Below are 26,207 nucleotides of genomic sequence, written 5' to 3'. Positions count from 1 at the left end.
TCACCCTCGCCAGCGGATTGATTACCCCCTCAGCGCTGCCACCAATCCCGCCGTCGAGCTGTCCAAACCCTCGGTGCCCTTCGTGCCTTGAACCACTGGCAGCAGGCCCGTCGCCAGTTCCTTGCCGAGCTCGACGCCCCATTGGTCGAAGGAATTGATGCCATAGAGCACGCCTTCGACGAACACGCGGTGCTCATAAAGTGCAATCAATCGGCCGAGGGCAAACGGCGTCAGCATGTCATGGACGAAGGTGATCGATGGCCTGTTGCCGGTGAAAACGCGATGCGGGGCAATCTTGTCCGCCTTGGCGCTGGCCCAGCCCTGTGCGGTCAGCTGTGCCTTGGCTTCATCCAGGGTACGGCCCTTGAGCAGGGCCTGCGATTGCGCCACACAGTTGGCCATCAGCAGCTCGTGCTGGTATCGCAGTTCGGGTTCGAAACCCTGCTTGGCGATCACGAACTCGACGGGGATGATGTCCGTGCCCTGATGCAGCAGCTGGAAGAAGGCGTGCTGGCCGTTGGTTCCCGGTTCGCCCCAGACGACTGGACCGGAAGCGCCTGCAACGGGCGAGCCGTCCATGGTCACGCCCTTGCCATTCGATTCCATGTCGAGCTGCTGCAGATAGGCCGGAAAACGGCTGAGACGCTGGTCATAGGGGATCACTGCCCGCGAGGTGCAACCCAGCACATTGCGCTGGTAGTAGCCGATCAGGCCGAGCAGTATCGGAATGTTCTTGTTAAGCGGCGCGGAGCGGAAATGGTTGTCCATCGCATGTGCGCCATCGAGGAATTTGCCGAAATCCTCCGAGCCGATGGCGATCATCAATGGCAGGCCGATTGCCGACCAGATGGAGTAGCGCCCGCCGACCCAGTCCCAGAAGCCGAAGACGCGTGTCGAGTCGATGCCGAAGGCCGCGACCTTGTCGAGCGCGGTGGAGACGGCGGCAAAATGGTGTTGCACCGCGCCTTCGCCGAGCGCCTTGGCGATGAATGCGCGCGCGGTTGCCGCATTGGTCATCGTCTCGATCGTGGTGAACGTCTTCGAGGCAATGATGAACAGAGAGGTTTCCGGATCGAGCAGCCTGATCGTATCGGCGATGTGGGCGGCGTCGATGTTGGAGACATAGTGCAGGCGCGGGCCGTCATGATAGGGCGCCAGCGCCAGCGTCGTCATGACGGGGCCGAGATCGGAGCCGCCGATGCCGATATTGACGACGTCGGTGATCCTCTTGCCAGTGGCGCCGGTGATCCGGCCGGAGCGTACCCCCTCGGCGAACTCGCCCATCGCCTTGAGCACGGCGTTGACCTCAGGCATGACATCCTTGCCGTCGACCAGCACGGAGCTGTTGGACCGGTTGCGCAGAGCGGTGTGCAGCACCGCGCGGTTTTCGGTGAAATTGATGAGCTCGCCCTTGAACATCGCTTCGCGTTTGATCGCGACGCCGGCCTTGTCGGCGAGCTCGCTGAGCAGCCCGAGCACCGTGTCGTTCACCGCCGTCTTCGAGTAGTCCATCAGCAGGTCTGCGAACCAGGCATGGTATCTCTCGAATCGCGCAGGATCGGCGGCAAAGGCCTCGCGGATTTGCACGGCGCTGGTGGATAGAGCGGCTTCTTTCAGCTTGGCGACGAGGTCTTGCATGGATAAATCCTCTGAAACAGTTGCGGCAAACTAACGATTTCAATCGATTGAAGCAAGGGCGACAGTGCCCGTTGTCATTCTACGCCACAGGGCGGATGCGCAAACGTGTAATGCGGTTCTTGATCCGTTTCATGACGGTAAATCGCTTGCCATGGAAGGTGAAGGCCTGCCGTTCTTCGGGAATGGATCGCGATTCATGGATCACAAGGCCCGCAATCGTCGTGGCCTCGCTGTCGGGCAACGACCAGCCGAGCGCGCGGTTGAGGTCGCGAACAGTGACATCGCCGTCGACGACGATCGAGCCGTCCGCCTCCTTGCGCACGCCGGTCACTCCGACATCCCGCTCGTCGGCAATGTCGCCAAGCACGTCCTCGAGAATGTCCTGGATCGTGACAATGCCCTGAACCTCGCCATACTCATCGACGACGACGGCAAATGGCGTGTTGCGTTTCAGGAAGGCATTGAGCTGTTCGCGTAGGCTCGTCGTATCCGGCACGAACCAGGGCTTCTCGGCGATCTTGACGATATCGAGCTTTTCCGGTGTCGCGCCGGGTTCGGCGAGCGCCCGCAACATGTCCTTGGCATGCAGCACGCCGATGATGTTGTCGATGGAGTCCTTCCACACCGGCATCCTGGTGAACGGGCTGCCGAGAATCGTGCGCACGGACACTTCCGGTGGGTCTTCCGCATTGATGCCCCGCATCTGGGTGCGGTGGATCAGGATGTCGGCGATTTCGCGCTCATCGAGTTCGGCCCATCCGGCCGGGCGTTCGCGATTGCCGCGCGCAGAGCCGTCCCGGGGAGCGGAAGACATGCGCTCGTTGCCATTGCCTTCGGGCGCAGCCTTTTCGCTGTTCCTGGTGAAGAGGCTCACGAGCCACCCGCAAAACGCCCGCCCGCCCATCTGGCCCTCGCTAGCCGCGTTTGTCGCGGAGGAAGCTCAGCACTTCGGACGCGGGGACATCATCTGCGACGAAGGATTGGCCGAGTCCGCGCGTCAGGATGAAGGTGAGCTTGCCGCCCTTGACTTTCTTGTCCTGGGTGATGGCTTCCATCAGCACCTCGGCGGGAGGAAGCTCGCCCGGTATCTGGCCCATGGAAATTGGCAGGCCGACATCGATGAGATGTTTTTCGACGCGCCGCGCAAGATCCGGGCTGGCGAGATTCATCCTGGCAGAAAACTGGTGGGCCAGCGCCATGCCGATCGCAACGCCTTCGCCATGTACGAGGCGGCTGGAATCGTATTGCGTCGCGGCCTCAAGCGCATGGCCGAATGTATGGCCAAGATTGAGCAACGCCCGCAGGCCGTTTTCCCGCTCGTCCTTGGCGACGACGTCGGCCTTGGCCTGACAGGAGATGGCAATCGCCTCGATGCGCGAGGGACCGCCGGAAAACACGTCCCGCCAGTTCCGTTCGAGCCATTCGAAGAAATCCGGCTTGTCGATCAGTCCGTATTTGGCAACTTCGGCATAACCCGCGCGGAATTCGCGCTCCGAAAGCGTGTTGAGGACATCGGTATCGGCCAGAACGAGATCAGGCTGGTGGAAGACGCCAATCAGGTTCTTGCCATGCGGCGAGTTGATGCCGGTCTTGCCGCCAACCGACGAATCTACCTGCGCCAGCAGAGAAGTCGGGATCTGGATGAAACGCGTTCCGCGCCGTGCGATGCCGGCAGCAAATCCGGTCAGGTCGCCGATCACACCGCCGCCCAGCGCGATGACCGCATCGTTGCGCTCGATCTTGGATGCAAGGATATGGTCCGTCACGCTGATGAGATGGCCGAAACTCTTGGTTTTTTCGCCTGCGGGCAGCGTCAGCGGATGGATGGCGATGCCTTGCTCTTCCAGACTTTGTGCCAGGGGCTGCAAATAATGGGGCGCGACGTGCTCGTCGGTGATGACGGCAACCTTGCGCCCCTTGAGCCGCGATACGATTTCACGCCCCGCCTTGGCGATAAGTCCCGGTCCAATCAGGATATCGTAGGAGCGATCGCCGAGATCGACGTGAACTGTCTTCTGGTTTTCTGCGGTCATGGGTCTGATTGTTCCAGCGTTGCGGCCAAGGCAGCGATGACTTCGCCGACCATTTCATCCTTCTTGACGTCGCGCGATTTTACCCTGAGATGCGCAGTCGCATAGATCGGGTAGCGTGCGATCATCAGGTCCTCGAGCGTCTTCTTCGGGTTTTCCGTCTTCAGCAGCGGTCGGTTGTCGCGCTTGAGAACCCGTTCCCAGAGCACATCGAGATCGGCGTCGAGCCACAGCGACAGGCCGTTGTCCCTAATGGCTGCACGCGTATCTTCGTTGATGAAGGCGCCGCCGCCTGTCGACAGCACGCGCGGACCGGTTCTCAGAAGCCGCCGGATCACCCGTTGTTCGAGTTTGCGGAATTCCGGCTCGCCATAGGCCTGAAACAGTTCCGGGATGGTCATCCTCGAAACCCGCTCTATCTCATGATCTGAATCGATGAATGGGATTCCCAGTGCCTGGGCGACAAGCTTGCCGATTGCGGACTTGCCCGCACCCATCAAGCCCACCAGCACGAGATTGCGCTTGCCGAGCGCCTTACGGGCCAACTCCGCGGCGGAGCCGGACACTTGGCTGATCTCCTCCATGAATCCCTTTCCCGGGCCGACTGGCGGCGTGCTGCTGTTCCAACGTTCCTATGGGTAAAAGAACCGTTGGCGTCAAGTCGAGCGAGCGTTTGGCGGGCTTGCGGATGTGGATTTGCCGGACCGTCAAGAATCAGGAATGATGTGGTCCAGTGAACCGGACCGACCCCAGAACGGACAGATGCCCACACTTTTCAAGTTTCTTTATTGGTGCGGATTGCTGGCGGGCCTCGTCTATGCGGTGTTGTTTTCGCTTGCCTATCTTGTTGAGCCGCGCGAGCGCCCCGCCGTCATCGAAATTCCCTCCGAGCGCACCAACCCCCCAGCACAATGATGGAGCACCGATGAGGGATCTGTCCGCCGCCCACGCCGAGGCCTTTCTGGAAATGATGAGCGCCGAACGCGGCGCGGCGAAGAACACGCTTGTCTCCTACGAAAAGGACCTCGAGGAACTCCGTTCGTTCCTGATGACACGGCAGGTTTCGATGACCGCGGCATCCTCGGCCGACTTGCAGGCGTTTCTCGGCCATATGGCGAAAGAGGGTTACAAAGCGTCGTCGCAGGCGCGGCGGCTATCGGCCATCCGGCAATTCTACAAGTTTCTCTATGCGGACAACATCCGTACAGATGATCCTTCTGGCATCCTCGATGCGCCGAAGAAATCGCGGACCTTGCCCAAAACCCTGTCCGAGGCGGAAACTTCCAGGCTGATCACACTGGCGGCCGAGGAAGCCCGGGTGCCAGGCGACAACAGGCTCGACAAGCTGCGCATGCTCGCGTTGCTGGAGCTTTGTTATGCGACGGGCATGCGGGTCAGTGAACTGGTTTCCCTTCCCGCACGGGTTTTGGGTGAAAACGGCCGTTTTCTGATCATCAGGGGCAAAGGAGCCAAGGAAAGGCTCGTGCCGTTGACGCGCGCCGCAATCGAGGCCGTCGCAGCCTATGGCGAAGAGTTACGAAAAATTCACGGAGACAAGGAATTTGCCTTTCTCTTCCCGGCCAACAGCGCGACCGGCTATCTGCCCCGGCAGATTTTCGCGCGCGATCTCAAATCGCTGGGCGCGCGCGCGGGCATCCGGGCAGCTTCACTGTCTCCACACGTGATCCGTCACGCCTTCGCAAGCCACCTGCTCGCCAATGGTGCAGACCTGCGCGCAGTGCAGGAATTGCTGGGACATTCCGATATTTCGACGACCCAAATCTACACACATGTGCTGGATGAAAAGCTCAGAGATCTGGTCCAAACACATCACCCTCTTGCAAAAGCCACAAAAAACAGGGAATAGGAGCCCAAACGATCGGCGACGAAAGAAACTGAACAGCCGGAACGGATCAATATGCACAATTACCTCGATTTCGAAAAACCCATCTCCGATCTTGAAGCCAAGATCCTGGAATTGAAAAATCTCGCAGCCGAGGACCAAAGCGTTGATACTTCCGAGGAGATTGCGCGCCTCGAATCGCGGGCCCGCGATGCGATGGTCGACATCTATGCAAAGCTGACACCCTGGCAGAAGACGCAGGTCGCCCGCCACCCGCAGCGTCCGCATTTCATCGACTACCAGACCAGTCTTTTCACAGATTTCACCGAGCTTGCAGGCGATCGGAAATTCGCCAATGACGATGCGATTCAGGCAGGCTTCGCGCGGTTTCGCGGCCAGGCGGTCGCGCTGATCGGTCAGGAAAAGGGCAGCGACACCAAATCCCGCATCCGCCACAATTTCGGCTCGGCGCGTCCTGAAGGTTATCGCAAGGCTATCCGCATCATGGAGCTCGCCGATCGCTTCAACATGCCGGTTGTGACGCTGGTCGATACCGCGGGTGCTTATCCCGGCGTCGGCGCTGAAGAGCGCGGACAGGCTGAAGCCATCGCCCGTTCGACGGAAATGTGCCTGAATATGCGCGTTCCGGTGGTTTCCGTTATCATCGGTGAAGGTGGCTCGGGTGGCGCAATCGCGATTGCGACCGGCAACCGTGTCTACATGCTGGAGCATGCGATCTATTCGGTCATTTCGCCTGAGGGCGCTGCCTCCATCCTGTGGCGCGATTCGACTCGCGCCAAGGAAGCGGCCTCCAACATGAAGATCACCGCCGAAGACCTCAAGTCTCTGGGTGTTATCGACGGAATTATCTCCGAGCCCGTCGGGGGCGCTCACCGCGACCCTCAAAAGGTGATTGCGGCCACAGGAGACGTGATTGCAAGCGCGCTGGCAGATCTTTCGCAGCGAAACGACCTGAGGGGCGACCGGCGCAAGAAGTTTCTGGAAATGGGCAGAAATCTGTAATACGGCAAGAATTTCGGCGACCCAGCCGGTTCATTGCATTTGGCAATGGACGCCGGGTAAGGTATTTGAGTGCATATCAAGTGATTGCGTTAACCGGATGTGAATATTCCGGTAACTGTTTTTGGCTTATAAGCCTGATGAAGTGATTCTTCGCCACATATATTGGCGGATTTTATGGATGGCGGAATTGTCTGGCATGCGTGTCGCTTATACTGGATTTGCCTTCGCTCTGGCGCTCGGTGTTCTTGCGGGTTGCACGCAGGAAACGCTGCAGATCGAGAGTGTCTCCAATCGTATTGAGCATCCGCTTCCCGCCAAGATGCGTGACAAGCTTCGCAAGATGAATCTGGCGATGTCCTCGCCGATCATGATGCGCATCTTCAAGGAAGAGGAAGTGCTGGAGATCTGGAAGGCGAATGCCTCCGATCGCTACCAGCTCGTGGCGACCTATCCGATCTGTGCCTGGTCCGGAATGCTTGGGCCGAAGAAGAAAGAGGGCGACCGTCAGGCGCCCGAGGGCTTCTACACCATCAACCAGCACCAGATGAATCCGAATTCGAGCTACTATCTGTCGTTCGACATCGGCTATCCCAACAAATACGACCGGGCCTACGGACGTACCGGCAGCAATCTCATGGTGCATGGCGCCTGCTCGTCGGCCGGCTGCTACTCGATGTCGGATGCCGCCGTGCTGCAGATCTATGCTTTCGCCCGCGAGGCTTTCCGCGGTGGCCAGAAGAACTTCCAGGTGCAGGCCTATCCGTTCCGCATGACGGCCGAGAACATGGCCAAGCACCGTTCTTCGGAACACTACGAATTCTGGAAGAACATCAAGACCGGCTACGATTACTTCGAGATTACCCACAGGCCGCCGGAAGTCGACGTTTGCAACAAGCAATACGCATTCAACCAGGTCGGTGGCGCTTGCTCGAACAGAACCCCGCCTGCGCTTGCCTCCGCTTACGCATCCTATTCCAAATCGTATGAGATGGCGTTTGCCACCGCTTCCACGAAATTTGGATCGGACTCGTGGAAAGATACGCCGGAATTCGAGCGCAAGGCTGCCGAACGTCTCGCACGGCGTATGGGCAAGCAGAAAAAGGTTCCCAACGACGCGGACTATGTGCTGGTTGATCCCAACGCCAAGATCACGCCGACGTCGGACACGGTAACCAGCTATTCGGCCGCCTATGCCAAGGTCGAGGCGATCAAGAACGGCACCTACAGGCCGGTCGAATATCTCTCGGTGGCCGAGGTCGAGGCGCGCAAGAAGATCGAAGAAGAAAAGCGCCTGGAAGCCGAAAAGCTCGCCAAGCAACTGGCGAAAGCCAACATTCCCGTCCCTGAGACCAACCCGCTGAAGCCGGCGATCGCCACGAACGACGTGAAAGTCGTGGATCAGGGCGAAGTCGATACCAAGCCCTTCTGGCACCTATGGAAGCGTGATGAGCCGGCAGCGCAACCGGCTCAGGCGATGGCGACCGAAGGCCAGCCGGATACGACGGAGAAAAAGGTTCCGACCGCCGGTACCGTTGGCGTCGAGACAGGCAAGCCGGAAACGCAGACCGTGACATCGGCTGAACCGGTGCGTCCGGTCGACCAGGGCAAGGTCGACACCAAGCCATTCTGGAAGGTATGGTAGTGGCCACATTGGCCGACAGCGTTATAAAGCTGGACCTGCGTGGGCTGAAATGCCCGCTGCCGGTCTTGAAGTCGCGCCAGAAACTCGCGGGACTTGTCTCCGGCAGCGTCATCGAAGTCGAAACCACCGATCCAATGGCATCGATCGATATTCCGCATTTCTGCAGCGAGGACGGCCATGCGCTCGTTTTGCAGGAAAAAACCGATGTCGGGCATCGTTTCGTGATCCGCAAGCGCTGAACAAAGCGTCACCTCAACTCACCGGATCGTGATCCCGCTCCGGATTTTCCGCAGCCCGTATTTTTGCTATCGCGCCATGGACATCACCTGACGGAACGCCCATGATCTTTGCGAATGACATCAGCCGCCGCGCGGCGCTGCACTTTATCACCACAGGAACGCTGCTCATGGCGACAGGCCCTTTCACGTCCTCTGCTGAAGCTGCCGCATCGCCGTCTTTCGCAGTCACGACGCCCATTCACATCCACTCGGCCATGCTGCGCGTTCGTGATCTCGCCACCATGACGGATTTCTACAACCGCTATATGGGCCTCGACATTCTGTCCCAGAGCCATTTGGAGACAGTGCTGGGCAAGGACGGAGCCACGTTGCTGACCCTGCTTGCCAAATCGACCGATGAACCGGACGACAAGCGTTCGGCAGGCCTTTTCCATACAGCGTTCCTCATGCCGACACGCAAGGACCTGGGCCAGTGGCTGATCTTTGCCGTCCGGAACAAGATCCCGTTTACCGGGTTCGCGGATCATTTCGTCTCCGAGGCGCTTTATCTCGATGACCCCGAAGGCAACGGCATCGAGGTTTATGCCGACCGCTCGCCGCTCGGCTGGAAATGGACCGACAACCTGGTCACCATGGGCACCGAACAGCTGGATCTGGACAATCTCGTTGAGGGGCTTCCGATGGAGGACAGCCTGCCCTATGTCGCGCCATCCGGCTTCCGCATCGGCCATATGCATCTGCGGGTCGGTGACGTCGACAAGGCCGAGGCATTCTATATCGGCACTGCGGGGTTGGAGCGCACGCAGCGGCTCTCCAACAGCGCCACCTTCCTAGCCAACGGTCATTATCATCATCACATCGGCGCCAACATCTGGCAGAGCCGGGGTGCGGGCAAACGCAAAGAAACCATGGCGGGGCTGGAGAGCGTTTCGTTTTCGACTGCTTTGCCGCTGATGGATGGCTTGCGCGGCCGGCTGAAAGCCAGCGGCGCTGATTTCCGTGAACTGGGCGACGTCGTCGAGGCGCTGGATCCGTGGGGCACGAAGGTTCGCTTCGTGCCCGTCTGAAGGTTTCTGGCGGCGGAATGGCGTCAGCCGGTGCCGTGCCTACGAGAGCGCATGCTTGAAGAAGTCGATGGTCCGCTTCCACGCGAGGTCGGCCGCTTTCTTGTCGTAGCGTGCGGCCGATGTGTCGTTGTTGAAGGCGTGGTTCACGCCCTCGTAGATGAAGACCTCGAAATCTTTCTTGTTGGCCTCGAGTGCGGCTTTATAGGCGGCGATGCCCTTGTTGATCCGCTCGTCGAGCCCGGCATAGTGCAGCACGAGCGAAGCCTTGATTTTCGGCACATCCGCTGCCGGAACCTGCATTCCATAATAGGCGACGCCAGCCCTGAGGTCGGGATCCGCCACCGCCAATTTGTTCACCCAGCCGCCGCCCCAGCAGAAGCCTACCGCGCCGACTTTTCCATTGGACTTGGGGTATGTCTTGAGAAATTCGTGTGCGGCAAGGAGATTTGTGCGGGTGATGTCGTCGCTCAGTTCGGATATGGCCTGTCGCGCCTTGTCCTCGTCCTTGGGCGTGCCGCCGGATGGCGACAGCAAGTCGGGCGCCAAGGCTACATATCCTTCGAGCGCCACCCGTCGCGTCACGTCCCGGATATGGTCGTTGAGGCCGCGATTTTCATGGATGACGATCACCGCAGGCAGCTTTCCGGCCGCCTCCTTCGGCATTACCATATAAGCCTTTATGTCGCCGGGGGCGCCGCGATAAGTGACGTCGCCTGTTTCCAGCCTGCTATCATCCGCTGGGACGATAGCAGCCCTGGCGTTATTGGCGGCAAGCAAAGGGGCAATCGCAGCCGCAGCGGCGCCGGAACCCGCCAGCATCTGCAGTTTGCTCATGAAGGCACGGCGGTCGAGCGTCAGATGGGTATACTCGTCATAGGCATCGATCATCGCCTGCGTGATGCTCGGCTGGTCCATAACCGTTCTCCCTTTGGTTCCGATCAGGGTTCATCCCCGTGTGGCCGCAAGAAAACCATGAGATCGATCTGGAAAATATGACCTCGACGTTCAAAAAAAAGTGATGGAACTTCTGGCCGGCAGGCGCGTTGTTGCTTCTTGTCTTATTCGATGTGCCAACCGTGACTGACGATAACCGATTGGCCGGTGAGCGCGTTGCTTTCGAAGGAAGCGAAGAACAGGGCAGTTTCGGCCACATCTTCGATGGTGGTGAATTCTCCGTCCACTGTTTGGCCAAGCATGACCTTCTTGACGACCTCTTCTTCAGAGATCCCAAGTGTCCTTGCCTGTTCGGGGATCTGTTTTTCGACCAGCGGCGTGCGCACGAAGCCGGGGCAGATGACATTGGTGCGCACACCATATGTGCCGCCTTCCTTGGCCACGGTGCGGGCGAGACCCAGAAGCCCGTGCTTGGCGGTCACGTAGGCAGATTTTAGCGGTGATGCCTCCTTGGAGTGGACCGAGCCCATATAGATGATCGCCCCGCCGCCTTGTTTCTTCATCAGCGGAATGCAGGCCTTGGTGGTCAGGAACGCGCCGTCGAGATGTATCGCCAGCATCTTCTTCCAGTCCTCGAACGGAAAATCCTCGATCTTGTGGACGATCTGTACCCCGGCATTGGAGACCAGCACATCGACCCGGCCCCATTTCGCCGCAATATCGGCGATACCCCTGTTCACCTCGGTCTCGCTGGTGACGTCCATGGCAATGCCGATTGCCATGCCGGGACCCATTGACGTCAATTCAGAAGCGGCAGCGTTTGCAGCGTCGGCCTTGAGATCCGCGATGGCGACCCTGGCGCCCTCCTGGACGTAGCGCTTGGCAATGCCAAAGCCTATGCCGCCAGCGGCGCCCGTGACGATACAGACCTTATCCTTGAGTTTCATGATGCGCCCTGGCTCCGCGTATTTCAGTGGTCGATGGCGTCAACGCCGCCATGAGGGATGGCACGGTTTTTCCCGCCTGAACAGGCGAAAATGTGACCGGTCTGGCACCAGCGTCGGGATCGTGACCCAGTTCAGGCGGAGGCGTGTGCTTTCACGCCGCCTTGAACACCTGATACTCCTTGATGGCCACCATCTTGATCGCCGGGTAACGTTCGGCCTCGTAGCGCAGCGAAAACGAGTCCTGGGCAAGGAACACCGGATCGCCGTCGAGGTCGCGGGCGATATCGCCGCGCCGTGCAGTGATGAATTTGTCGAGGTCCAGCGGGTTGTCGGCCGAAACCCATCGGCAGACCGAGAAGCGCGACATTTCGAAACTGACCGGCAGGGTGTATTCGGCTGACAGTCGTTCCTTGAGCACGTCCAGCTGCAGCGCGCCGACCACGCCGACGATGGCAGGTGAGCCGTCTTCCGGCAGAAACAGCTGCACGACGCCTTCCTCGGCCATCTGTTGCAGTGCTTCCCGCAGCTTCTTGGCCTTCATGGCGTCTTCAAGACGCACGCGGCGCAGGATTTCCGGCGCGAAGTTGGGCACGCCTTGGAAGACCAGTTGTTCGCCTTCGGTGAGCGTGTCGCCGATGCGCAGCGTGCCGTGGTTGGGAATGCCCACGACATCGCCGGCATAGGCGGTGTCAGCGAGCTGTCGCTGCGAGGCAAAGAAGAATTGCGGCGCGGTGAGGCCGATCTGCTTGCCAGTGCGGGCGAGCCGCGCCTTCATGCCGCGCTCGAGCCTGCCCGAGCAGATACGGGCAAAGGCAATGCGGTCGCGGTGGTTGGGGTCCATGTTGGCCTGGATCTTGAAGACGAAGGCGGTCATCTTGTTTTCGGTCGCATGAACGGTCCGGACGTCCGCCACCTGGTCACGCGGCGGCGGAGCGAAGGCGCCGAGCGCGTTGATCAGGTCGCGGACACCGAAATTGCGTAGTGCCGAGCCCCAGAAGACGGGGGTCAGATGCCCCTCCAGGAACATATCCTGGTCGTAGGGCTTGCAGGCCTCGCGCGCGAGAAGAAGCTCGTCGATAAAAGCCTCCTGCTCGTTCTGCGGAAGTCGGCTGGCCACGGCCTCCGGACCACTGACCTTCTTGGTGTGTTCTTCTGTGTCCGATCCACGTACCTCGTTGGCCGCCAGATGGTAGCTGCCGCAGAAGGTCTTCGATCGGCCGATCGGCCAGGTGATGGGGGCTGTGTCCAGCGCCAGCTTTTCCTCCACCTCGTCCAGGATTTCGAATGGGTCGCGGCTTTCGCGGTCCATTTTGTTGATGAAGGTGATGATCGGAATGTTGCGTAGGCGGCAGACTTCGAAAAGCTTCAGCGTGCGCGGCTCGATGCCTTTTGCGGCGTCGATGACCATGACGGCCGCATCCACCGCAGTCAGCGTGCGATAGGTGTCGTCGGCGAAGTCTTCGTGACCTGGCGTATCGAGGATGTTGAAGACGTTGCCCTGATATTCGAAGGTCATCACCGAGGTGACCACCGAGATGCCGCGCTCGCGCTCGATCTTCATCCAGTCCGAACGGGTCTGGATGCGGTCCTTCTTGGCCTTGACTTCGCCGGCGAGCTGGATGGCGCCACCGAACAGCAGCAGCTTTTCGGTCAGCGTCGTCTTGCCCGCGTCCGGGTGCGCGATAATTGCAAAGGTGCGGCGGCGCGAAATCGCCTCGGCCAGTTCGTCGGTCATCCGTGAAAAATCCTGTTGAGTGGCCGCTTTCTAGCCAGTCGGGTGGGTAAATGCAATTGACCCGCACCCCGCAGCGCGCAAGAAAGCGGCACTCAGAGGAAAAATGTCGATGGTCCCTACGCTTGGTTTCGTTCGCCTGCCGCACAACGCGGATCTGGAGCTTCCCTCATACGCCACGGCGGGTGCCGCCGGCATGGACCTCAGGGCGGCAATTGCCGATGGCGAACGGCTGGTGCTGAAGCCCGGTGCCCGCAAACTGGTGCCGACGGGCCTCATCATGGAGATCCCGCACGGGTTTGAGGTGCAGATCCGCCCGCGATCTGGCCTGGCTTTCAAGAACGGCATCACCTGCCTCAATACGCCCGGCACCATCGACAGCGATTACCGCGGCGAGGTGCAGGTGCTGCTCGTCAATCTCGGCGACGAGAAGTTCGTCATCGAGCGCGGAATGCGCATCGCCCAGATGGTTGTTGCCCCTGTGGTGCAGGCCAAGGTCGAGGAGCGGTCACTGGCGACGGCGACCGATCGCGGCGATGGCGGCTTCGGCTCGACAGGCCTCCAGTAAAGCCTGCGCGCAAAGGCTCGGCCCTTCATTAAATAGCAAGCCCTGAACGCCGGAATCTCTCGATTCCGGCGAGCGATTTCAGCTGTCCGAAGACTGCGTGCAGCGCGACATTTGGACGCAGAGCTTGTTGACAGACTCAATATCCCTGCTTATTCCTGTTGAGAAAATAAATTGCCTACTAGGCAACATAGATGCCGATAAACGGTACAATGGGAGGAACGACAATGACCACGCCTGACGAAGCGGTCGGCGCGCACCTGCAAGGGCGCATTGACCAGATGCATTCTCGTGACCGATTGGGACTTATTCTTTTCATACTTGTTTTGTGGTGCACGCTGCTGTTCGCACTGTTCACCGTCTGGCCTTACATTTCCATTCCGGCCATCCGCGTCATCCTGTCTATAGCCTGCACCTTGGTCCTGGTTTTCAACACGGCGGCGATTGTCGCCATGCTGCGCCACTACCACGAAGACAAGCATTTCATTTACGGCCTTGATCTCAAGCATCTCGACGAGATGCGTGAACGTCGGCGCTGAGGAGAGGGAAATCGATGGCTTATGAACCGCCCAAACAAAGTCTTGCGGCGCAGATTTTCGACGTCGTCACACTGCTGGTGCTGACCGTCGGCGCGCTTTACGTGCCGCTTTATCTCGGCCTCGCAGGTGCGGCCAAGATCCCGCAACCGATCGCCAACCCGACCTGGGAAGCGCTCGGCCAGAACGTCACCGAACAGCAGCAATGGGCCGCACTCGGCATCACCGATCCCGCTGCCGCCAACGATATCATCACCGCACGGTTTGACTATTCGTTCAGCTGGATGGCTGTCGCGGTCATGGCGGTGCTGGTGATCGGCTACTTCGTGCTCGTGGTCCGGCTTTCCGACAAGGAATACCGCGAGGTTATCGAAGAGCGCTTCGGTTCGAAGAAATAGGGGGGCTGCAATGGATACCTGGACAATCTTGGAATATGTGGCCTGGGCGCTCTCCGCCATCTTCGGCGTTCTGATGCTCTATGACCTCGTCCGCATCGACACGACTTATGACAACGAGTTGCTGACCTCCTCTCGCGAAGGCGAGATCGAGGCAGCCGCCGAACGTCACACGATCTGAGGGGGCGGCAATGGCAGACGTTAAATCTACTGCAAGCGAGCCGCCGCGGCTCCAACTGCTGCGCGTGCTCGGCCCGGCCCATATCTGGGCACTGGGCGTCGGCATCGTTCTTGTCGGCGAATATATGGGCTGGAACTTTTCGGTCGGCAAAGGCGGCATGATTGCCGGCCTGGTTGCCTGCTGGGTGGCCGGTCTTCTCTATACCTGCGTGGCAATGATCGATTCCGAGGTGACCTCGACGGTTGCTGCGGCTGGCGGTCAATATGCCCAGGCCAAGCACATCGTCGGCCCGCTGATGGCCTTCAATGTCGGCCTGTTCCTGGTCATGGCCTATACGATGCTGGAAGCGGCCAATGCGATCACCATCGGCTTTCTTCTCGATACGGTGGCGGGCATGCAGGGGCATTCGGGCCTCAACCAGCAGCCCTTCATCATCCTGGCCGTGATGTTCCTCGCTTGGCTGAATTATCGCGGCGTGCTGGCGACCTTGACCTTCAATCTGGTCATCACCGCGATCGCCTTCCTGGCCATCATCACCCTGTTCCTCTCGGTTCAGTTCGGCGTCTCCAGCGTACCGCTCGATTTTTCGGCGGTCACGACCGACCCGTTGCCGTATGGATGGGTGGGCATCATCGCATCGCTGCATTTCGGACTTTGGTATTATCTCGGCATCGAAGGGACCTGCCAGGCTGCGGAAGAGGTTCGCTCGCCCGCCCGCTCGCTGCCATACGGCACGATGGCCGGCATCATGACCCTGCTGATTGCCGCCACCATGACCTGGTATGTCTGCTCGGGCCTCATCCCGTGGGAATATCTCGGTCAGGCCGGCACGCCGCTCTTCGATGCGGCACGCGTTACCGGCAATTCGGGCCTGATGGTGCTGCTCTTCATCGGCACGATCCTGGCGACGCTCGCCTCGGCCAACGGCTGCATCAACGATGCATCCCGCGCCTGGTTCTCGATGGGACGCGACCGCTACCTGCCAAGCTGGTTCGGTGCGGTTCATCCGGTCTATCGCACGCCCTACCGGTCGATCGTCTTCCTCGTGCCGATCGCGCTGATCTTCGCTCTGGGCGCGCCGCTCGACCAGGTCGTGACCTTCTCGATCCTGTCGGGTCTCTTGGGCTACACCTTCATGACCTTCAACATGGTGATGTTCCGCAACAAGTGGCCGCTCGATACCATCAAGCGCGGCTATGTGCATCCGATGCATCCGCTTCCCACCATCGTGCTGCTGATCCTCTGCGCGACGGCCTACTTTGCGGTGTTCCTCGGTTACGGCACGCAGCTCATCGCCATGGTCGGCTTCTACATCGTGGCCTCGCTCTGGTTCCACTTCCGGCGTTATCGTTATGTGCGCCGCGGCGACCAGTTCACGATGCCCTGGCCGAAGCCCAGGGGTTACTGACATCCTTGCCGGCGGCCGGACATTCCGGCCGCCGTTTTCTTTTTGGGGTGGGTACGATGACGAGTTACGCAGTTCTGATTTTTGCCATCGCTGCCTGCGCGTGGATTGTCGTCAGGGCAATGGACGATCACCGCCAGGCGATGCGGATGCGCCATCGTTTGCTGGACGAGGCTCCGGGTCTTATTGCCGAGCCGGCAACCAGCCTTGCGCCCGACCAGTTTCCAGTCGTCTGCGGACGTATCGAGGATGGCCGGCGGGTGCGGATCGAACTTGTCGCCGACACCATGGTTGTCCGGCGCCTGCCGCAACTGTGGTTGCGGGTGACGCTTGTCGAGCGTGAAGCGCAGGCACGTCCGAAAATCGGGGCACTGGCGCGCCCGACCGGTGCCGAATACTACTCGATGGTCCATGATATGCCGGAATGGATCACGCCGCCGCAGACGGGTGCATCCCTACTCATGCGCGGCGATGGGACCGGGACGTCGGCTCAGGCGGCGGAGATTTCCCTATATTTCCAGCAATTGTTTGCCGATCCCCTCGTCAAGGAGGCGGTCATTACTCCGCTGGGTGCGCGGATCATGCGGCAGGCTGCACAGGGTGACCGGGCGGCTCATCTCGTTCTGCGCCAGTCTCGCTTCCCGCTGACCATCGTGCCGGCGGATACGATACGCCACGCGATCGATGCGGTTATATCGCTCGCGGCGGCGCTGGCCGTGCCGCCACTTTCCGAAACCAATCGTGCTGCATGAGGTCGCGATGACTAAGAATCTGAACCCGCGCCTGGTCCTTGCGCTCGCTGTCCTGCTGCCGGGTGCCGGTCATGTCGCGGTGGGCGAGGCCAAGCGTGGCTTGACCTTTGCCCTGTTCGTGGTGCTGTTTGCTGCCCTCACCTATGCTACGACAACCCCGGAACATTCCTTCCTCGGCCGCCATGCAGGTGGCCTGTTCATCTGGGCGCTCTCGATCCCCGATGCCTATCGCCGTGCACGATTGCGTGCAGCCGGAGCCGGCCTTTCCCGTTGACCGCACCGAAGTGTTTCAACGTTCCTGCTTAAGCGAGCCTGCATAGTCCGCGAACGCCGCGACAAACGCGTCGAGGCGCTTGGCAATTGCATCATCGATGATACGGCCATCGGAATCGAAGACGGAACCGGCGCGTGGAACCATCAGGCGTTTACCCGACCAGATGTGCGCGCCTAGCGTATGCAGTACGCTGAGCCAGGCATTCTGCGAGAGCTGCGTGCCGAAATTGCCGGGAGATGCGCCGGCAATTGCAAACGGCCGGCCTCCGAACACCTTGATGATGTCTGGTGAGGGGCGTGATAGCCAGTCTATGGCGTTCTTGAAGACGCCGGGAATCGAGTTGTTGTACTCTGGTGTGAAAAGGATGACGCCGTCGGCGGACTGGATCTGCTCCTTCAGGACCCGGACCGCTTGTGGAATGCCTTCGGCGGCTTCGACGTCGCCGTTGTAGAGTGGAATACCCTCGATCGAACCCGGCTCCAGCGTGACATCAGCACCTGCCCCGGCAACTGCCGCGCGCAACAACGCGCTGTTGAACGAGCCCTTTCGCAGGCTGCCCGAAATTCCTACAAGCTTTGCCATTCCGTATTCCCATCGCCGGTTTCGTGTATTGTGAGCCACCGGACACTAAGAAAAACAAGGCAATAGCGCAATGACCAGTGGACTGCACCATATCACGCTCATTACCGGCAATGTTCAGGCCAATGTGGATTTCTATGCCGGCTTTCTAGGGCTCCGGCTGGTCAAGCGCACGGCCGGTTTCGAAGACGCGACCCAGTTGCACCTTTTCTATGGGGATGCCGTGGCAAGCCCCGGTTCGCTCGTTACCTTTCTCGTCTGGGAGAATGGTTCGCCGGGTCGCGTCGGCCACGGTGCACCAAGCGAGATTTCGCTTGCGATTCGCCCCGAGGCGATCGGCTTCTGGCTGACGCGCGCCTTGAAATTTGGAGTCAAATCCAGCGGACCGGCTGTCGAGTTCGGCGAGCCTGTGCTGCGGCTGTCCGATCCCGACGGTATCATTGTCAAGCTTGTCGGCGTCAACGATCTCTCCAGGTTGCATCCCTGGATTTCGCCGGACATTTCGTCCGACGAGGCGATAGTGGGGTTGCGGGGTGCCACCATTCTGTCCGAACAGCCGGAGAAAACTGCGGCGTTCGTTTCCCGCTACGCCGGCTTTGCCGAAAGCAGCCGAGAGAATGCGCATATTCGTCTTGGATCGGAGGCGGGCAGCGTCATCGATGTCAGGGACGCAGGCGGTTTCTGGACGGCCGCGCCCGGCACAGGAACGATCGACCATATTGCGGTACGGGCTTCCGACAGGGCCGAGGTGGAGGCGGCTTCGAACAATCTCAATGACGAGGCGCATGGTCCCGTCAACGTTCATGACAGGAAGTATTTCTATTCGCTCTACGTCCGCGAACCAAGCGGCACGCTGCTAGAAATTGCGACCGATGGTCCGGGATTTACCGCGGACGAGCCTCTGGCGGCTCTGGGGAGCGGTCTTTTCATCCCGCCGCACTTTCAACGCCGGGAACAGGACATCAAGGTGATCTTGCCGCAATTCGGCATGCCGGGTGAACCACGCACGGTCTACCGTGAACTGCCATTCGTCCATCGTCTGCATGTGCCGGAGCAGCCGGATGGATCGGCGCTGTTTCTCCTGCATGGCACGGCCGGCAATGAAACGAGCCTGTTGCCGCTCGGGCGGCGGCTGGCGCCCAATGCAACGCTGATTGGCCTGCGTGGCCGTTCGTACGAGGAGGGCGTGGCGCGGTTCTTCAGACGGTTCGATGCCACGACCTTCGATCAAGGCGACGTGCAGAACGAGGCCGCTGCTCTTGCATCCTTCATCGAAGGCGCGACGCAAGCCTATGACATCGACCCGCAAGCGGTGACATTTCTGGGTTATTCGAACGGTGCCAATCTGCTCGGTGCTGCTATGTTGCTCCAGCCAGGGCTTATAAAGAGCGCAATCCTGTTGCGGGCCATGATGGTTCTGGAAGCGCACCCGCCTGCCGAACTTGCCGGTAGCCGCGTGCTTATACTGTCGGGTAAAGAGGACCCGTACGCGCCGCTTGCCGTACCGCTGGCGGAGGCCTTGAGCTCTGCGGGTGCCGACGTGAGGCACCAGCACATTCCCGGCCAACACGAACTACTGCCGGACGATGAGAAGTTCGCTGCGGTCTGGCTGGCCGAACAGTCTTGACGGGCTGCTTCCCATCCATCTACGGCAGTTGGCCGACATCAGGAGACGTTAATTGATTACTTGCTATCTGCGTTATGTCATCGACCCTTACAAGCTGGCGGAATTCGAGCACTATTCGAAGCTGTGGATCCCGCTGGTCAATCGTCTGGGCGGAACCCACCACGGCTATTTTCTGCCGCATGAAGGGGCAAACAATATTGCATTGGCCCTGTTTAGTTTCCCGTCACTGGCCGCCTATGAAGTCTACCGCACTGAAATGGCAGTGGATGCCGAATGCCAGGCGGCCTTTGCCTATGCCGAGCAGACGCGCTGCATTCTCAGCTACGAGCGCAGCTTCATGAAGCCGTTGCTTGGCTGACGGAACAGGACAATGACCGCATTGAAGAATGAGCTTCAGTTTCGGCAGGGCTACTTTTCCGACAGAGTGGCATTCACTGCTCTTGCGGACCTACTGCAGGATGTCTTCGATATCGACATTTTGGCGCTGGATCGATTTGGCGGCCCTAATCTGACAGCGATGCCCTTCGGCTACTTCGATGCTCAAGGCCGCTGTGTTGCCAATTTCAGCGCCTTCTCGATGCCGCTCATGGTGGAGGGGAGGTTGGTTGATGCCGTCGGCTATCAATCTGGCGCGGTCCGGCCGGAATATCGCGGGCAGGGGCTTTATCGCGACCTCATGCGCCGCGCTTTTGCATGGTCGGATGAGCAGGGCTTCGAACTTGGCCTGCTATTGACGGACAAGCCCAAGCTCTATCAGTCCTACGGGTTCCAGGCGGTCGATCAGTCGATTTTTACCGGCGCCGCGCCGAAGCCGGGCGGGGCCGGAGCGCCGCCAGTGCGCCTTTCCATGGACGAGGTCGAGCAGATCTCCTTGCTCCAGGCGAAGCTGGCGAGCCGGACGCCGGTTTCTTCCGTCTTCGCAGTCGCCAGCGAGGCTAAAACGTTTTTGCTGAACGCCTGTTTCGATCCCTCGATCAATCTTTCCTATTTGCCGGATCTCGATGCGATCGCGGCATGGAGGGTGGATGAAGCGGGTGTGCTGCATCTTCTTGATATCGTGGCCGACGAGATGCCGAGCCTGGACGAAATTGTTGGTGGGCTCGGTATTGTCGCCGATTGCATCGTCGTTCATTTTCCGCCCGACAGGCTCGGCTGGAGTGGATATGCAGTGGGGCCGGCGGGCTGGCCGTGCGATCTGATGCTGCGGGCGCCTGCGTTCACAGCGCTTCCTGCCGGGTTCGTTGCTCTTTCACCAATGGCTGAATTTTGATTGAAGTAGAGGGCAGAAATCCGTCTGAATTTCGGCAATTTAATTAAGTGTCCAAAAAATGTAGCGAAAAAATGCCAAAAGTACGAAATATCAGCGCCGTTGGTTGACGCGAGGCTCCCTCGGGGTTAGTTGAGAACAACCTTGGAGTGACGTGCGATGACGATAACCACACTGCTTGCTTATTCGTTTGCTCTTTTCGTCGCGGCGTTGATACCCGGACCGGGTATCGCTGCGCTCGTTGCGCGCGCACTTGGCGCCGGTTTCGTTGAGAGTTTTGCCATGGCCGTCGGCCTGATGATCGGCGATGCGGTGTTCCTGACGGCTGTCGTGCTTGGCCTGTCGGTTGTCGCGCAGACATTCGGGACGGCTTTCATGGTGATCAAATATGCCGGCGTTCTCTATCTTGCGTGGATGGCCTACAAGATCTGGACGGCGGGCATCATGAGGACGGATATTGAGGCCGGTCCGAAGCGCTCGGTTTTGCATTCTTTTGCTTCGGGCCTGTTCGTGACGCTCGGCAATCCGAAGCCAATGCTGTTTTATGTCGCTCTCGTTCCGACGCTGGTCAATATCGAGACGCTGACTCTGACGGACTACTTCACGCTGTTGGCCGCGACATTCACCATTCTGCTTGTTGTGACGGTGCCGTATATCGCGCTCGCAGCCCGTGCGCGCGAGCTCTTGCGGCAGCCCAAGGCATTGAAATATCTTAACCGTCTGGCCGCCAGCTTTCTGGCCGGGACGGCAGGTTACATAGCAATTCGGGCAAATTAGTAGAAAATATTTCCAGCTTGCTCGGTCTTCTGGTCGAATTTTTCTGAAAATACCGATGCCGAGCGTGAATCTGTCTGGAAAGATGGAAGCTGACAGCCTACCTTCGCGTCACACAACAGGGAGTGATGCCATGTCGGATACACGCAAGCCGGGTCGCGGCCGGGTCTACAATTCTATTACCGAGACGATTGGCGATACGCCGATCGTTCGCCTCGACAAGCTGGCGAAGGAGAAGGGCGTCAAGGCCAATCTATTGGCAAAGCTCGAGTTCTTCAATCCGATTGCATCGGTGAAAGATCGCATCGGCGTTGCGATGATCGAATCGCTTGAAGCGCAAGGCAAGATCGCGCCGGGCCGCACGACGCTTGTCGAACCGACATCCGGCAATACCGGTATCGCGCTGGCTTTCGCCGCCGCCTCCAAGGGCTACAAGCTCATTCTGACCATGCCGGAGACCATGTCGATCGAGCGTCGCAAGATGCTGGCGTTGCTGGGTGCCGAACTGGTGCTGACGGAGGGTCCGAAGGGCATGAAGGGTGCCATCGCCAAGGCCGAAGAGCTTGCCGCGACGCTGCCCGACGCCATTATCCCGCAGCAGTTCGAAAATCCCGCCAATCCGGAAATCCACCGCAAGACCACTGCCGAGGAGATCTGGAACGATACCGATGGCACCGTAGATTTCCTTGTTTCCGGCATTGGCACCGGTGGTACGATCACCGGGGCCGGCCAGGTACTGAAGGCAAAGAAGCCGTCAATCAAGGTCATCGCCGTCGAACCGGCCGACTCCCCGATCCTGTCCGGCGGAAATCCCGGACCGCACAAGATCCAGGGCATCGGCGCGGGCTTTGCCCCGGCTATCCTCGACAAGTCGGTCTATGACGAAGTCATCACCGTCACCAATGACGATGCGTTTGCCTATGCACGTCTTGTCGCCCGGCTAGAAGGTGTGCCGGTCGGCATATCCTCGGGCGCTGCGCTGGCAGCGGCAATCAAACTCGGCCAACGCGAAGAGAATGCCGGCAAGAACATCGTCGTGATCATTCCGTCCTTTGCCGAGCGCTATTTGTCGACGGCGCTGTTCGAAGGGCTCGGCGGCTGAATCTTAGGGGCCGGGTAATCATCCGGCCCTTTTCCAATCACGCCGCGCTCTGCAAGCGGTCGCCGGCAATGCGGTAGGAATTCGCTTCCGCCAGATGGATTCGGCCGACATGCTGCGATTGGTCTAGATCGGCCAGGGTGCGGGCTACTTTCAGGATGCGGTGATAGCCACGGGCGGAAAATTTCATCTTTTCGGCGGCATCCCTGAGCAATTGCAGTCCGCCGGCATCGGGCTCGGCAATCTTCTCGATCAGCGATGTCGAGCATCGTGCATTGGATGACAGCGCCGGCATTCCGGCCGCAAGGAAGCGGTCGCGTTGCAGTTCGCGGGCGGAGGCCACTCGCCGTGCCACGACTTCGCTTCGCTCGGCGGTCATAGGCCGGATGAGATCGGTGGCGGAGACCGCCGGCACGTCGATACGGATATCGATCCGGTCCAGCAGCGGGCCGGAAATCCTGCCCTGATAGTCGCTGGCACATCTAGGGCCACGCGCGCAACTGTGCCCGGGTTCGCCGGCCATGCCGCAGCGGCAGGGGTTCATGGCGGCGATCAGCTGAAAACTGGCGGGATAACTGACGTGATGGTTGGCACGGGCAATGACGCATTCGCCGGTCTCCAGCGGTTGGCGCAAAGCGTCGAGCGTTTGTGGATTGAACTCGGGCAACTCGTCGAGAAACAGGATGCCGTTGTGAGCCAGTGATGCTTCGCCCGGCTTGGCTCGCAATCCTCCGCCAATCAACGCGGCCATGGTGGCGGAATGGTGCGGCGCCCGATAGGGGCGCCGGTCCGAGAGTTTGCCGCCGGAAAGCTGGCCGGCGATGGAGTGAATCATCGAGACCTCCAGCAACTCGGAGGCTGCGAGCGGTGGCAGGATCGACGGAAGCCGTTGGGCGAGCATCGATTTGCCCGAACCGGGTGGGCCTACAAATAAAAGATTGTGCCCGCCAGCGGCTGCGACTTCCAGCGCGCGCTTCGCACTTTCCTGTCCCTTTATCTCGCCGAGATCGGAAAAATTGGCCGGGTTCTGGCGAATTGCCGGTTCCGGCCGCGACAAAACCTGCGTGCCGCGGAAATGGTTGGCAAGCGCAATCAGGCTGCGGGGTGCCAGGATATCGATATCTGATCCCGCCCATGCCGCTTCCGGGCCGCTGTCAAAAGGGCAGATGAGCCCCTTGGACAGAGCGTTTGCCGCGATCGCCGCCGGTAACGCACCCGCGACCGCAGCAACCGTACCGTCGAGATTGAGCTCGCCGATCACGAGGTAATCCTGCAATGCATCGCCCGGTATGGCACCGAGCGCCGCCATCAGCGCCAGCGCGATGGGCAGGTCGAAATGGCTGCCTTCCTTGGGCAGATCGGCAGGCGCGAGATTGACGGTAACCCGCTTTGGCGGCAGGGCCAGGCCAGAGGCATGCAACGCAGCCTGGACGCGTTCCCGGCTCTCGGCGACGGCCTTGTCCGGTAATCCGACGATTTGCATGCCGACCTTGCCGGGTGCCACCATTACCTGCACGTCGACGGGCAAGCCGTCTATACCCTGGAATGCAACCGTGCTTACCCTCGCAACCATGATGCTTGCGCCCCCACGTATGCCGCACAACGACGGGAAAAACTATCCCTCGGCGGCTATCGGTTGTAATAAAGCATGGAGCAGGGAATAAAACAAGAACATTGATCGAACGGATTTCACGCAGCGGCTGAAATCAGGTTGCGTCGGGTTGTGGCTGGTGGAACATATTGTGGCAACCAGTCACTTCGTCTGCGTGTGGGAACCTTAGCCGCGCTTCTTCTCGACCGCGTCCCAGAACAGCGAGGCGATATCGGCTCCGCCGAATTTGCGCACTTCGCGGATGCCTGTGGGCGAGGTCACGTTGATCTCGGTCATGTAGTCGCCGATCACGTCGATGCCGACGAGAATGAAGCCGCGTTCGCGCAGGGACGGCCCGATGCGGGCGCAGATTTCCTTTTCGCGCGCTGTCAGTTCGGAATGCTCGGCCCGGCCGCCGACATGCATGTTGGAGCGGGAATCGGTTTCGGACGGAACGCGGTTGATCGCGCCGACAGGCTCGCCGTCGATCAGGATGATGCGTTTGTCGCCCTTGCGGACATCAGGCAGATATTGCTGAGCGATGAAGGGTTCGCGGAACATCTGGCCGAACATTTCCAGCAGGGAGGAGAAGTTGCGGTCGTCGCGCGTGGAGTGAAATACGCCCGCCCCGCCATTGCCGTAGAGCGGCTTGAGGATGATGTCGCCCATTTCGGCGCGGAATCTGGCGATCTCCGAGACATCGCGGGTAATCAGCGTCTTCGGCATCAGGTCGGCAAACTCGGTGACGAAGATCTTTTCCGGCGAGTTGCGCACCCAGGCCGGATCATTGACCACCAGCGTGTTGGGATGCAGCCGCTCCAGCAGATGCGTGGAAGTGATATAGGCCATGTCGAAGGGCGGATCCTGCCTGAGCAGGATAACGTCCATGGTAGCGAGATCGACGCGTTCGGGCTCGCCGAGTTCATAGTGATCGCCCTTGATGTCGCGCAACGTCATCGGCTCGACTGTTGCATGGATCTTGCCGTCGCGCATGGACAGCCGTTCGGGCGTATAATGGAAGAGTTTGTATCCGCGCGCCTGCGCTTCGATGCTCATGGCAAAAGTGGAGTCGCCAGCGATGTTGATGGTGGAGACGTGATCCATCTGTACGGCGACGTTCTTGATCCTTGCCATTCTTGAGACTCCGCAGGGGGTTGAGGTCCGCATCATGTAGGATGGAAGCCCGGTCGTGGCAAGGGTCGCGGCCCGGGAACCGTGCGCTATCCGTTGATGCGAAGACAGGCTTCCGTCGGGCGCGATGATGCTGCAAAGCACCGGATTTGCCTTGATTTCTCGGCTTCACCGCTCTAACTCAGGCGGATGACCGGCAGGCAAGGACTTTCGAATGGCAAATACAGTGACGATTCCCGCAGCATTGATCTATGTGATGGTGATGGTCTCGGCCGCCGATGGCCATATGCCGGATGCTGAGCTGCAGCGCATCGGGCGGCTGGCCAAGTTCCTGCCGGTATTTCAAGGGTTCGACGAAGAAAAAATCATTCCTGCAACCCGCGAAGTCCAGGCGATTCTTGCCGGGTCGGAGGGCCTCGAGATCGCGCTTGAAACCATCAAGGATGCATTGCCGCCCCGGCTTTATGACACGGCCTATGCGCTGGCGGTGGAAGTCGCGACCGCCGATCTCTGGCTTGACCAGACCGAAGTCCGGTTTCTGCAGTTGTTGCGGGCGCGGCTAGAAATCGACAAGCTGACTGCAGCAGCCATCGAACGCAGTGCGATAGCGCGTTTCCGCAGGGTGTGAAGTCATGCCGGAGCCGATTTCGGCGCTGCGCAATCTTGGTCCGAAATCTGAAGCGCTGCTTGCTGAGATCGGGGTGAACTCGGTCGATGACCTCCGCGCGTTGGGCGCCGTTGAGGCGTATGCCATGCTTTGCTTCCGCTTCGGCAAGGCCATCAGTCGCAACATGCTTCACGCGATCGCCGGCGCGCTTGCCGATAGGGATTGGCGGCAATTAACGCTGGAACACAAGGCCGAGCTGGAGAGAATGGTCGAGGCCCGGCTGAGACGTTTCGAGAGCGGGCCGGCAGTTCAGGATTAGTCTGAAGGCCGGATTTCGCACCGGTTGGCCTTGCCAGCGACCCGATTTGC

General features: G+C 59.8%; 29 protein-coding genes and 1 pseudogene. 20 read left to right on the top strand and 10 right to left on the bottom strand.

Translation table 11 applies throughout. The annotated features are described in order from the left end of the window. Window positions 1-21 precede the first annotated feature (21 nt). From pgi to JJB09_RS06130, 4 genes and pseudogenes are all read right to left on the bottom strand, one after another. Window positions 22-1,638 carry a glucose-6-phosphate isomerase gene (gene pgi, locus JJB09_RS06145; protein WP_201654705.1) on the bottom strand — a complete coding sequence of 539 codons (1,617 nt, stop codon included), beginning with the start codon at window positions 1,636-1,638 and terminating at the stop codon, window positions 22-24. 79 nt (window positions 1,639-1,717) lie between these two features. Then, window positions 1,718-2,386 (bottom strand): annotated as a pseudogene (locus JJB09_RS06140) (transporter associated domain-containing protein); the annotation flags it as partial. Between the two features lie 166 nt (window positions 2,387-2,552). Continuing rightward, entirely contained in the window at window positions 2,553-3,671 is a 1,119-nt protein-coding gene (aroB, locus tag JJB09_RS06135; protein WP_201654694.1) for a 3-dehydroquinate synthase, read from the bottom strand. After that, entirely contained in the window at window positions 3,668-4,252 is a 585-nt protein-coding gene (locus JJB09_RS06130; RefSeq protein WP_201654692.1) for a shikimate kinase, read from the bottom strand. The genes aroB and JJB09_RS06130 overlap by 4 nt, the downstream gene beginning before the upstream one ends. A 178-nt stretch (window positions 4,253-4,430) precedes the next feature. On the opposite strand from JJB09_RS06130, the gene JJB09_RS06125 reads away from it, so the two are divergent. From JJB09_RS06125 to JJB09_RS06100, 6 genes are all read left to right on the top strand, one after another. Next, a complete protein-coding gene (locus tag JJB09_RS06125; RefSeq protein WP_201654690.1) occupies window positions 4,431-4,583 on the top strand; it encodes a hypothetical protein in 153 nt (50 codons plus the stop codon). Between the two features lie 10 nt (window positions 4,584-4,593). Beyond that, window positions 4,594-5,535, top strand: coding sequence for a site-specific tyrosine recombinase XerD (locus JJB09_RS06120; protein WP_201654688.1), 942 nt, complete (start codon window positions 4,594-4,596; stop codon window positions 5,533-5,535). Window positions 5,536-5,586: 51 nt separating this feature from the next. Further along, window positions 5,587-6,534: an acetyl-CoA carboxylase carboxyltransferase subunit alpha gene (locus JJB09_RS06115; RefSeq protein ID WP_201654686.1), complete on the top strand. Its 948-nt coding sequence runs from the start codon at window positions 5,587-5,589 to the stop codon at window positions 6,532-6,534. Between the two features lie 178 nt (window positions 6,535-6,712). Next, a complete protein-coding gene (locus tag JJB09_RS06110) occupies window positions 6,713-8,176 on the top strand; it encodes a L,D-transpeptidase family protein (RefSeq protein ID WP_246748600.1) in 1,464 nt (487 codons plus the stop codon). Continuing rightward, window positions 8,176-8,415: a sulfurtransferase TusA family protein gene (locus tag JJB09_RS06105; RefSeq protein ID WP_343228988.1), complete on the top strand. Its 240-nt coding sequence runs from the start codon at window positions 8,176-8,178 to the stop codon at window positions 8,413-8,415. Before JJB09_RS06110 ends, JJB09_RS06105 begins: the two co-directional genes overlap by 1 nt. A gap of 101 nt (window positions 8,416-8,516) precedes the next feature. Beyond that, window positions 8,517-9,482 (top strand): VOC family protein, encoded by a 966-nt coding sequence (locus tag JJB09_RS06100; RefSeq protein WP_201654682.1) that lies wholly within the window; start codon window positions 8,517-8,519, stop codon window positions 9,480-9,482. Window positions 9,483-9,521: 39 nt separating this feature from the next. On the opposite strand, the gene JJB09_RS06095 is transcribed toward JJB09_RS06100, so the two are convergent. The 3 genes from JJB09_RS06095 to JJB09_RS06085 all read right to left on the bottom strand — a co-directional run bounded on the left by JJB09_RS06095 (window position 9,522) and on the right by JJB09_RS06085 (window position 13,058). Further along, the gene (locus JJB09_RS06095; protein WP_201654680.1) at window positions 9,522-10,397 is read right to left on the bottom strand and encodes a dienelactone hydrolase family protein; all 876 of its coding nucleotides are present in this window, start codon (window positions 10,395-10,397) and stop codon (window positions 9,522-9,524) included. A 143-nt stretch (window positions 10,398-10,540) separates the two neighbouring features. Continuing rightward, window positions 10,541-11,323 (bottom strand): 3-hydroxybutyrate dehydrogenase, encoded by a 783-nt coding sequence (locus JJB09_RS06090; RefSeq protein ID WP_201654679.1) that lies wholly within the window; start codon window positions 11,321-11,323, stop codon window positions 10,541-10,543. Window positions 11,324-11,474: 151 nt separating this feature from the next. After that, window positions 11,475-13,058, bottom strand: coding sequence for a peptide chain release factor 3 (locus JJB09_RS06085; protein WP_201654676.1), 1,584 nt, complete (start codon window positions 13,056-13,058; stop codon window positions 11,475-11,477). Between the two features lie 103 nt (window positions 13,059-13,161). Between JJB09_RS06085 and dut the strand changes: the two genes are divergently transcribed. From dut to JJB09_RS06050, 7 genes are all read left to right on the top strand, one after another. Beyond that, a complete protein-coding gene (gene dut, locus JJB09_RS06080) occupies window positions 13,162-13,623 on the top strand; it encodes a dUTP diphosphatase (protein WP_201654673.1) in 462 nt (153 codons plus the stop codon). 224 nt (window positions 13,624-13,847) lie between these two features. Continuing rightward, window positions 13,848-14,159, top strand: coding sequence for a hypothetical protein (locus tag JJB09_RS06075; protein WP_201654670.1), 312 nt, complete (start codon window positions 13,848-13,850; stop codon window positions 14,157-14,159). Between the two features lie 14 nt (window positions 14,160-14,173). After that, a complete protein-coding gene (locus JJB09_RS06070) occupies window positions 14,174-14,554 on the top strand; it encodes a hypothetical protein (RefSeq protein WP_201654667.1) in 381 nt (126 codons plus the stop codon). A gap of 10 nt (window positions 14,555-14,564) precedes the next feature. Then, the gene (locus JJB09_RS06065; RefSeq protein WP_201654665.1) at window positions 14,565-14,732 is read left to right on the top strand and encodes a hypothetical protein; all 168 of its coding nucleotides are present in this window, start codon (window positions 14,565-14,567) and stop codon (window positions 14,730-14,732) included. Between the two features lie 10 nt (window positions 14,733-14,742). Continuing rightward, window positions 14,743-16,140 carry an APC family permease gene (locus tag JJB09_RS06060; protein WP_201654662.1) on the top strand — a complete coding sequence of 466 codons (1,398 nt, stop codon included), beginning with the start codon at window positions 14,743-14,745 and terminating at the stop codon, window positions 16,138-16,140. Between the two features lie 56 nt (window positions 16,141-16,196). Then, the gene (locus JJB09_RS06055; protein WP_201654659.1) at window positions 16,197-16,889 is read left to right on the top strand and encodes a hypothetical protein; all 693 of its coding nucleotides are present in this window, start codon (window positions 16,197-16,199) and stop codon (window positions 16,887-16,889) included. Between the two features lie 7 nt (window positions 16,890-16,896). After that, window positions 16,897-17,163: a hypothetical protein gene (locus JJB09_RS06050; RefSeq protein ID WP_201654656.1), complete on the top strand. Its 267-nt coding sequence runs from the start codon at window positions 16,897-16,899 to the stop codon at window positions 17,161-17,163. 15 nt (window positions 17,164-17,178) lie between these two features. Here JJB09_RS06050 and JJB09_RS06045 read toward each other — a convergent pair whose 3' ends face one another. After that, the gene (locus JJB09_RS06045) at window positions 17,179-17,745 is read right to left on the bottom strand and encodes an NADPH-dependent FMN reductase (RefSeq protein WP_201654653.1); all 567 of its coding nucleotides are present in this window, start codon (window positions 17,743-17,745) and stop codon (window positions 17,179-17,181) included. Window positions 17,746-17,815: 70 nt separating this feature from the next. On the opposite strand from JJB09_RS06045, the gene JJB09_RS06040 reads away from it, so the two are divergent. The 5 genes from JJB09_RS06040 to cysK all read left to right on the top strand — a co-directional run bounded on the left by JJB09_RS06040 (window position 17,816) and on the right by cysK (window position 22,512). Continuing rightward, window positions 17,816-19,369: a VOC family protein gene (locus tag JJB09_RS06040; RefSeq protein ID WP_201654650.1), complete on the top strand. Its 1,554-nt coding sequence runs from the start codon at window positions 17,816-17,818 to the stop codon at window positions 19,367-19,369. A 52-nt stretch (window positions 19,370-19,421) separates the two neighbouring features. Continuing rightward, on the top strand, window positions 19,422-19,727 hold the full coding sequence (locus tag JJB09_RS06035) for an NIPSNAP family protein (RefSeq protein WP_201654647.1): 306 nt from the start codon (window positions 19,422-19,424) through the stop codon (window positions 19,725-19,727). A 12-nt stretch (window positions 19,728-19,739) separates the two neighbouring features. Further along, window positions 19,740-20,639 carry a GNAT family N-acetyltransferase gene (locus JJB09_RS06030; protein ID WP_201654644.1) on the top strand — a complete coding sequence of 300 codons (900 nt, stop codon included), beginning with the start codon at window positions 19,740-19,742 and terminating at the stop codon, window positions 20,637-20,639. Window positions 20,640-20,795: 156 nt separating this feature from the next. Next, window positions 20,796-21,413 (top strand): LysE family translocator, encoded by a 618-nt coding sequence (locus JJB09_RS06025; protein WP_201654641.1) that lies wholly within the window; start codon window positions 20,796-20,798, stop codon window positions 21,411-21,413. A gap of 130 nt (window positions 21,414-21,543) precedes the next feature. Beyond that, complete coding sequence (gene cysK, locus JJB09_RS06020; protein ID WP_201654638.1) at window positions 21,544-22,512, top strand: cysteine synthase A; 969 nt, start codon at window positions 21,544-21,546, stop codon at window positions 22,510-22,512. A gap of 37 nt (window positions 22,513-22,549) precedes the next feature. Here the strand turns inward: cysK and JJB09_RS06015 are convergent, their stop codons facing one another. Further along, window positions 22,550-24,082, bottom strand: coding sequence for a YifB family Mg chelatase-like AAA ATPase (locus JJB09_RS06015; RefSeq protein ID WP_201654635.1), 1,533 nt, complete (start codon window positions 24,080-24,082; stop codon window positions 22,550-22,552). Window positions 24,083-24,286: 204 nt separating this feature from the next. Further along, window positions 24,287-25,234, bottom strand: a complete 948-nt coding sequence (gshB, locus tag JJB09_RS06010) for a glutathione synthase (protein ID WP_201654632.1) — start codon at window positions 25,232-25,234, stop codon at window positions 24,287-24,289. Window positions 25,235-25,445: 211 nt separating this feature from the next. On the opposite strand from gshB, the gene JJB09_RS06005 reads away from it, so the two are divergent. After that, entirely contained in the window at window positions 25,446-25,859 is a 414-nt protein-coding gene (locus JJB09_RS06005; RefSeq protein WP_201654629.1) for a tellurite resistance TerB family protein, read from the top strand. Window positions 25,860-25,863: 4 nt separating this feature from the next. Then, the gene (locus tag JJB09_RS06000) at window positions 25,864-26,157 is read left to right on the top strand and encodes a TfoX/Sxy family DNA transformation protein (RefSeq protein WP_201654626.1); all 294 of its coding nucleotides are present in this window, start codon (window positions 25,864-25,866) and stop codon (window positions 26,155-26,157) included. Window positions 26,158-26,207 lie beyond the last annotated feature (50 nt).

Origin of the sequence: Phytoamicus setariae, from assembly GCF_016722925.1 — a bacterium.
Lineage (GTDB): Bacteria > Pseudomonadota > Alphaproteobacteria > Rhizobiales > Rhizobiaceae > Rhizobium_E > Rhizobium_E setariae.
This window is presented reverse-complemented; position numbering and strand designations above follow the sequence as displayed.

Excerpts from the sequence above, each read along its gene's own strand:
- pgi (WP_201654705.1), bottom strand. The coding sequence starts at position 1,638 with ATGCAAGACCTCGTCGCCAAGCTGAAAGAAGCCGCTCTATCCACCAGC.
- aroB (WP_201654694.1), bottom strand. The coding sequence starts at position 3,671 with ATGACCGCAGAAAACCAGAAGACAGTTCACGTCGATCTCGGCGATCGC.
- JJB09_RS06130 (WP_201654692.1), bottom strand. The coding sequence starts at position 4,252 with ATGGAGGAGATCAGCCAAGTGTCCGGCTCCGCCGCGGAGTTGGCCCGT.
- JJB09_RS06125 (WP_201654690.1), top strand. The coding sequence starts at position 4,431 with ATGCCCACACTTTTCAAGTTTCTTTATTGGTGCGGATTGCTGGCGGGC.
- JJB09_RS06120 (WP_201654688.1), top strand. The coding sequence starts at position 4,594 with ATGAGGGATCTGTCCGCCGCCCACGCCGAGGCCTTTCTGGAAATGATG.
- JJB09_RS06115 (WP_201654686.1), top strand. The coding sequence starts at position 5,587 with ATGCACAATTACCTCGATTTCGAAAAACCCATCTCCGATCTTGAAGCC.
- JJB09_RS06110 (WP_246748600.1), top strand. The coding sequence starts at position 6,713 with ATGGCGGAATTGTCTGGCATGCGTGTCGCTTATACTGGATTTGCCTTC.
- JJB09_RS06100 (WP_201654682.1), top strand. The coding sequence starts at position 8,517 with ATGATCTTTGCGAATGACATCAGCCGCCGCGCGGCGCTGCACTTTATC.
- JJB09_RS06095 (WP_201654680.1), bottom strand. The coding sequence starts at position 10,397 with ATGGACCAGCCGAGCATCACGCAGGCGATGATCGATGCCTATGACGAG.
- JJB09_RS06090 (WP_201654679.1), bottom strand. The coding sequence starts at position 11,323 with ATGAAACTCAAGGATAAGGTCTGTATCGTCACGGGCGCCGCTGGCGGC.
- JJB09_RS06085 (WP_201654676.1), bottom strand. The coding sequence starts at position 13,058 with ATGACCGACGAACTGGCCGAGGCGATTTCGCGCCGCCGCACCTTTGCA.
- dut (WP_201654673.1), top strand. The coding sequence starts at position 13,162 with ATGTCGATGGTCCCTACGCTTGGTTTCGTTCGCCTGCCGCACAACGCG.
- JJB09_RS06075 (WP_201654670.1), top strand. The coding sequence starts at position 13,848 with ATGACCACGCCTGACGAAGCGGTCGGCGCGCACCTGCAAGGGCGCATT.
- JJB09_RS06070 (WP_201654667.1), top strand. The coding sequence starts at position 14,174 with ATGGCTTATGAACCGCCCAAACAAAGTCTTGCGGCGCAGATTTTCGAC.
- JJB09_RS06065 (WP_201654665.1), top strand. The coding sequence starts at position 14,565 with ATGGATACCTGGACAATCTTGGAATATGTGGCCTGGGCGCTCTCCGCC.
- JJB09_RS06060 (WP_201654662.1), top strand. The coding sequence starts at position 14,743 with ATGGCAGACGTTAAATCTACTGCAAGCGAGCCGCCGCGGCTCCAACTG.
- JJB09_RS06055 (WP_201654659.1), top strand. The coding sequence starts at position 16,197 with ATGACGAGTTACGCAGTTCTGATTTTTGCCATCGCTGCCTGCGCGTGG.
- JJB09_RS06050 (WP_201654656.1), top strand. The coding sequence starts at position 16,897 with ATGACTAAGAATCTGAACCCGCGCCTGGTCCTTGCGCTCGCTGTCCTG.
- JJB09_RS06045 (WP_201654653.1), bottom strand. The coding sequence starts at position 17,745 with ATGGCAAAGCTTGTAGGAATTTCGGGCAGCCTGCGAAAGGGCTCGTTC.
- JJB09_RS06040 (WP_201654650.1), top strand. The coding sequence starts at position 17,816 with ATGACCAGTGGACTGCACCATATCACGCTCATTACCGGCAATGTTCAG.
- JJB09_RS06030 (WP_201654644.1), top strand. The coding sequence starts at position 19,740 with ATGACCGCATTGAAGAATGAGCTTCAGTTTCGGCAGGGCTACTTTTCC.
- JJB09_RS06025 (WP_201654641.1), top strand. The coding sequence starts at position 20,796 with ATGACGATAACCACACTGCTTGCTTATTCGTTTGCTCTTTTCGTCGCG.
- cysK (WP_201654638.1), top strand. The coding sequence starts at position 21,544 with ATGTCGGATACACGCAAGCCGGGTCGCGGCCGGGTCTACAATTCTATT.
- JJB09_RS06015 (WP_201654635.1), bottom strand. The coding sequence starts at position 24,082 with ATGGTTGCGAGGGTAAGCACGGTTGCATTCCAGGGTATAGACGGCTTG.
- gshB (WP_201654632.1), bottom strand. The coding sequence starts at position 25,234 with ATGGCAAGGATCAAGAACGTCGCCGTACAGATGGATCACGTCTCCACC.
- JJB09_RS06005 (WP_201654629.1), top strand. The coding sequence starts at position 25,446 with ATGGCAAATACAGTGACGATTCCCGCAGCATTGATCTATGTGATGGTG.
- JJB09_RS06000 (WP_201654626.1), top strand. The coding sequence starts at position 25,864 with ATGCCGGAGCCGATTTCGGCGCTGCGCAATCTTGGTCCGAAATCTGAA.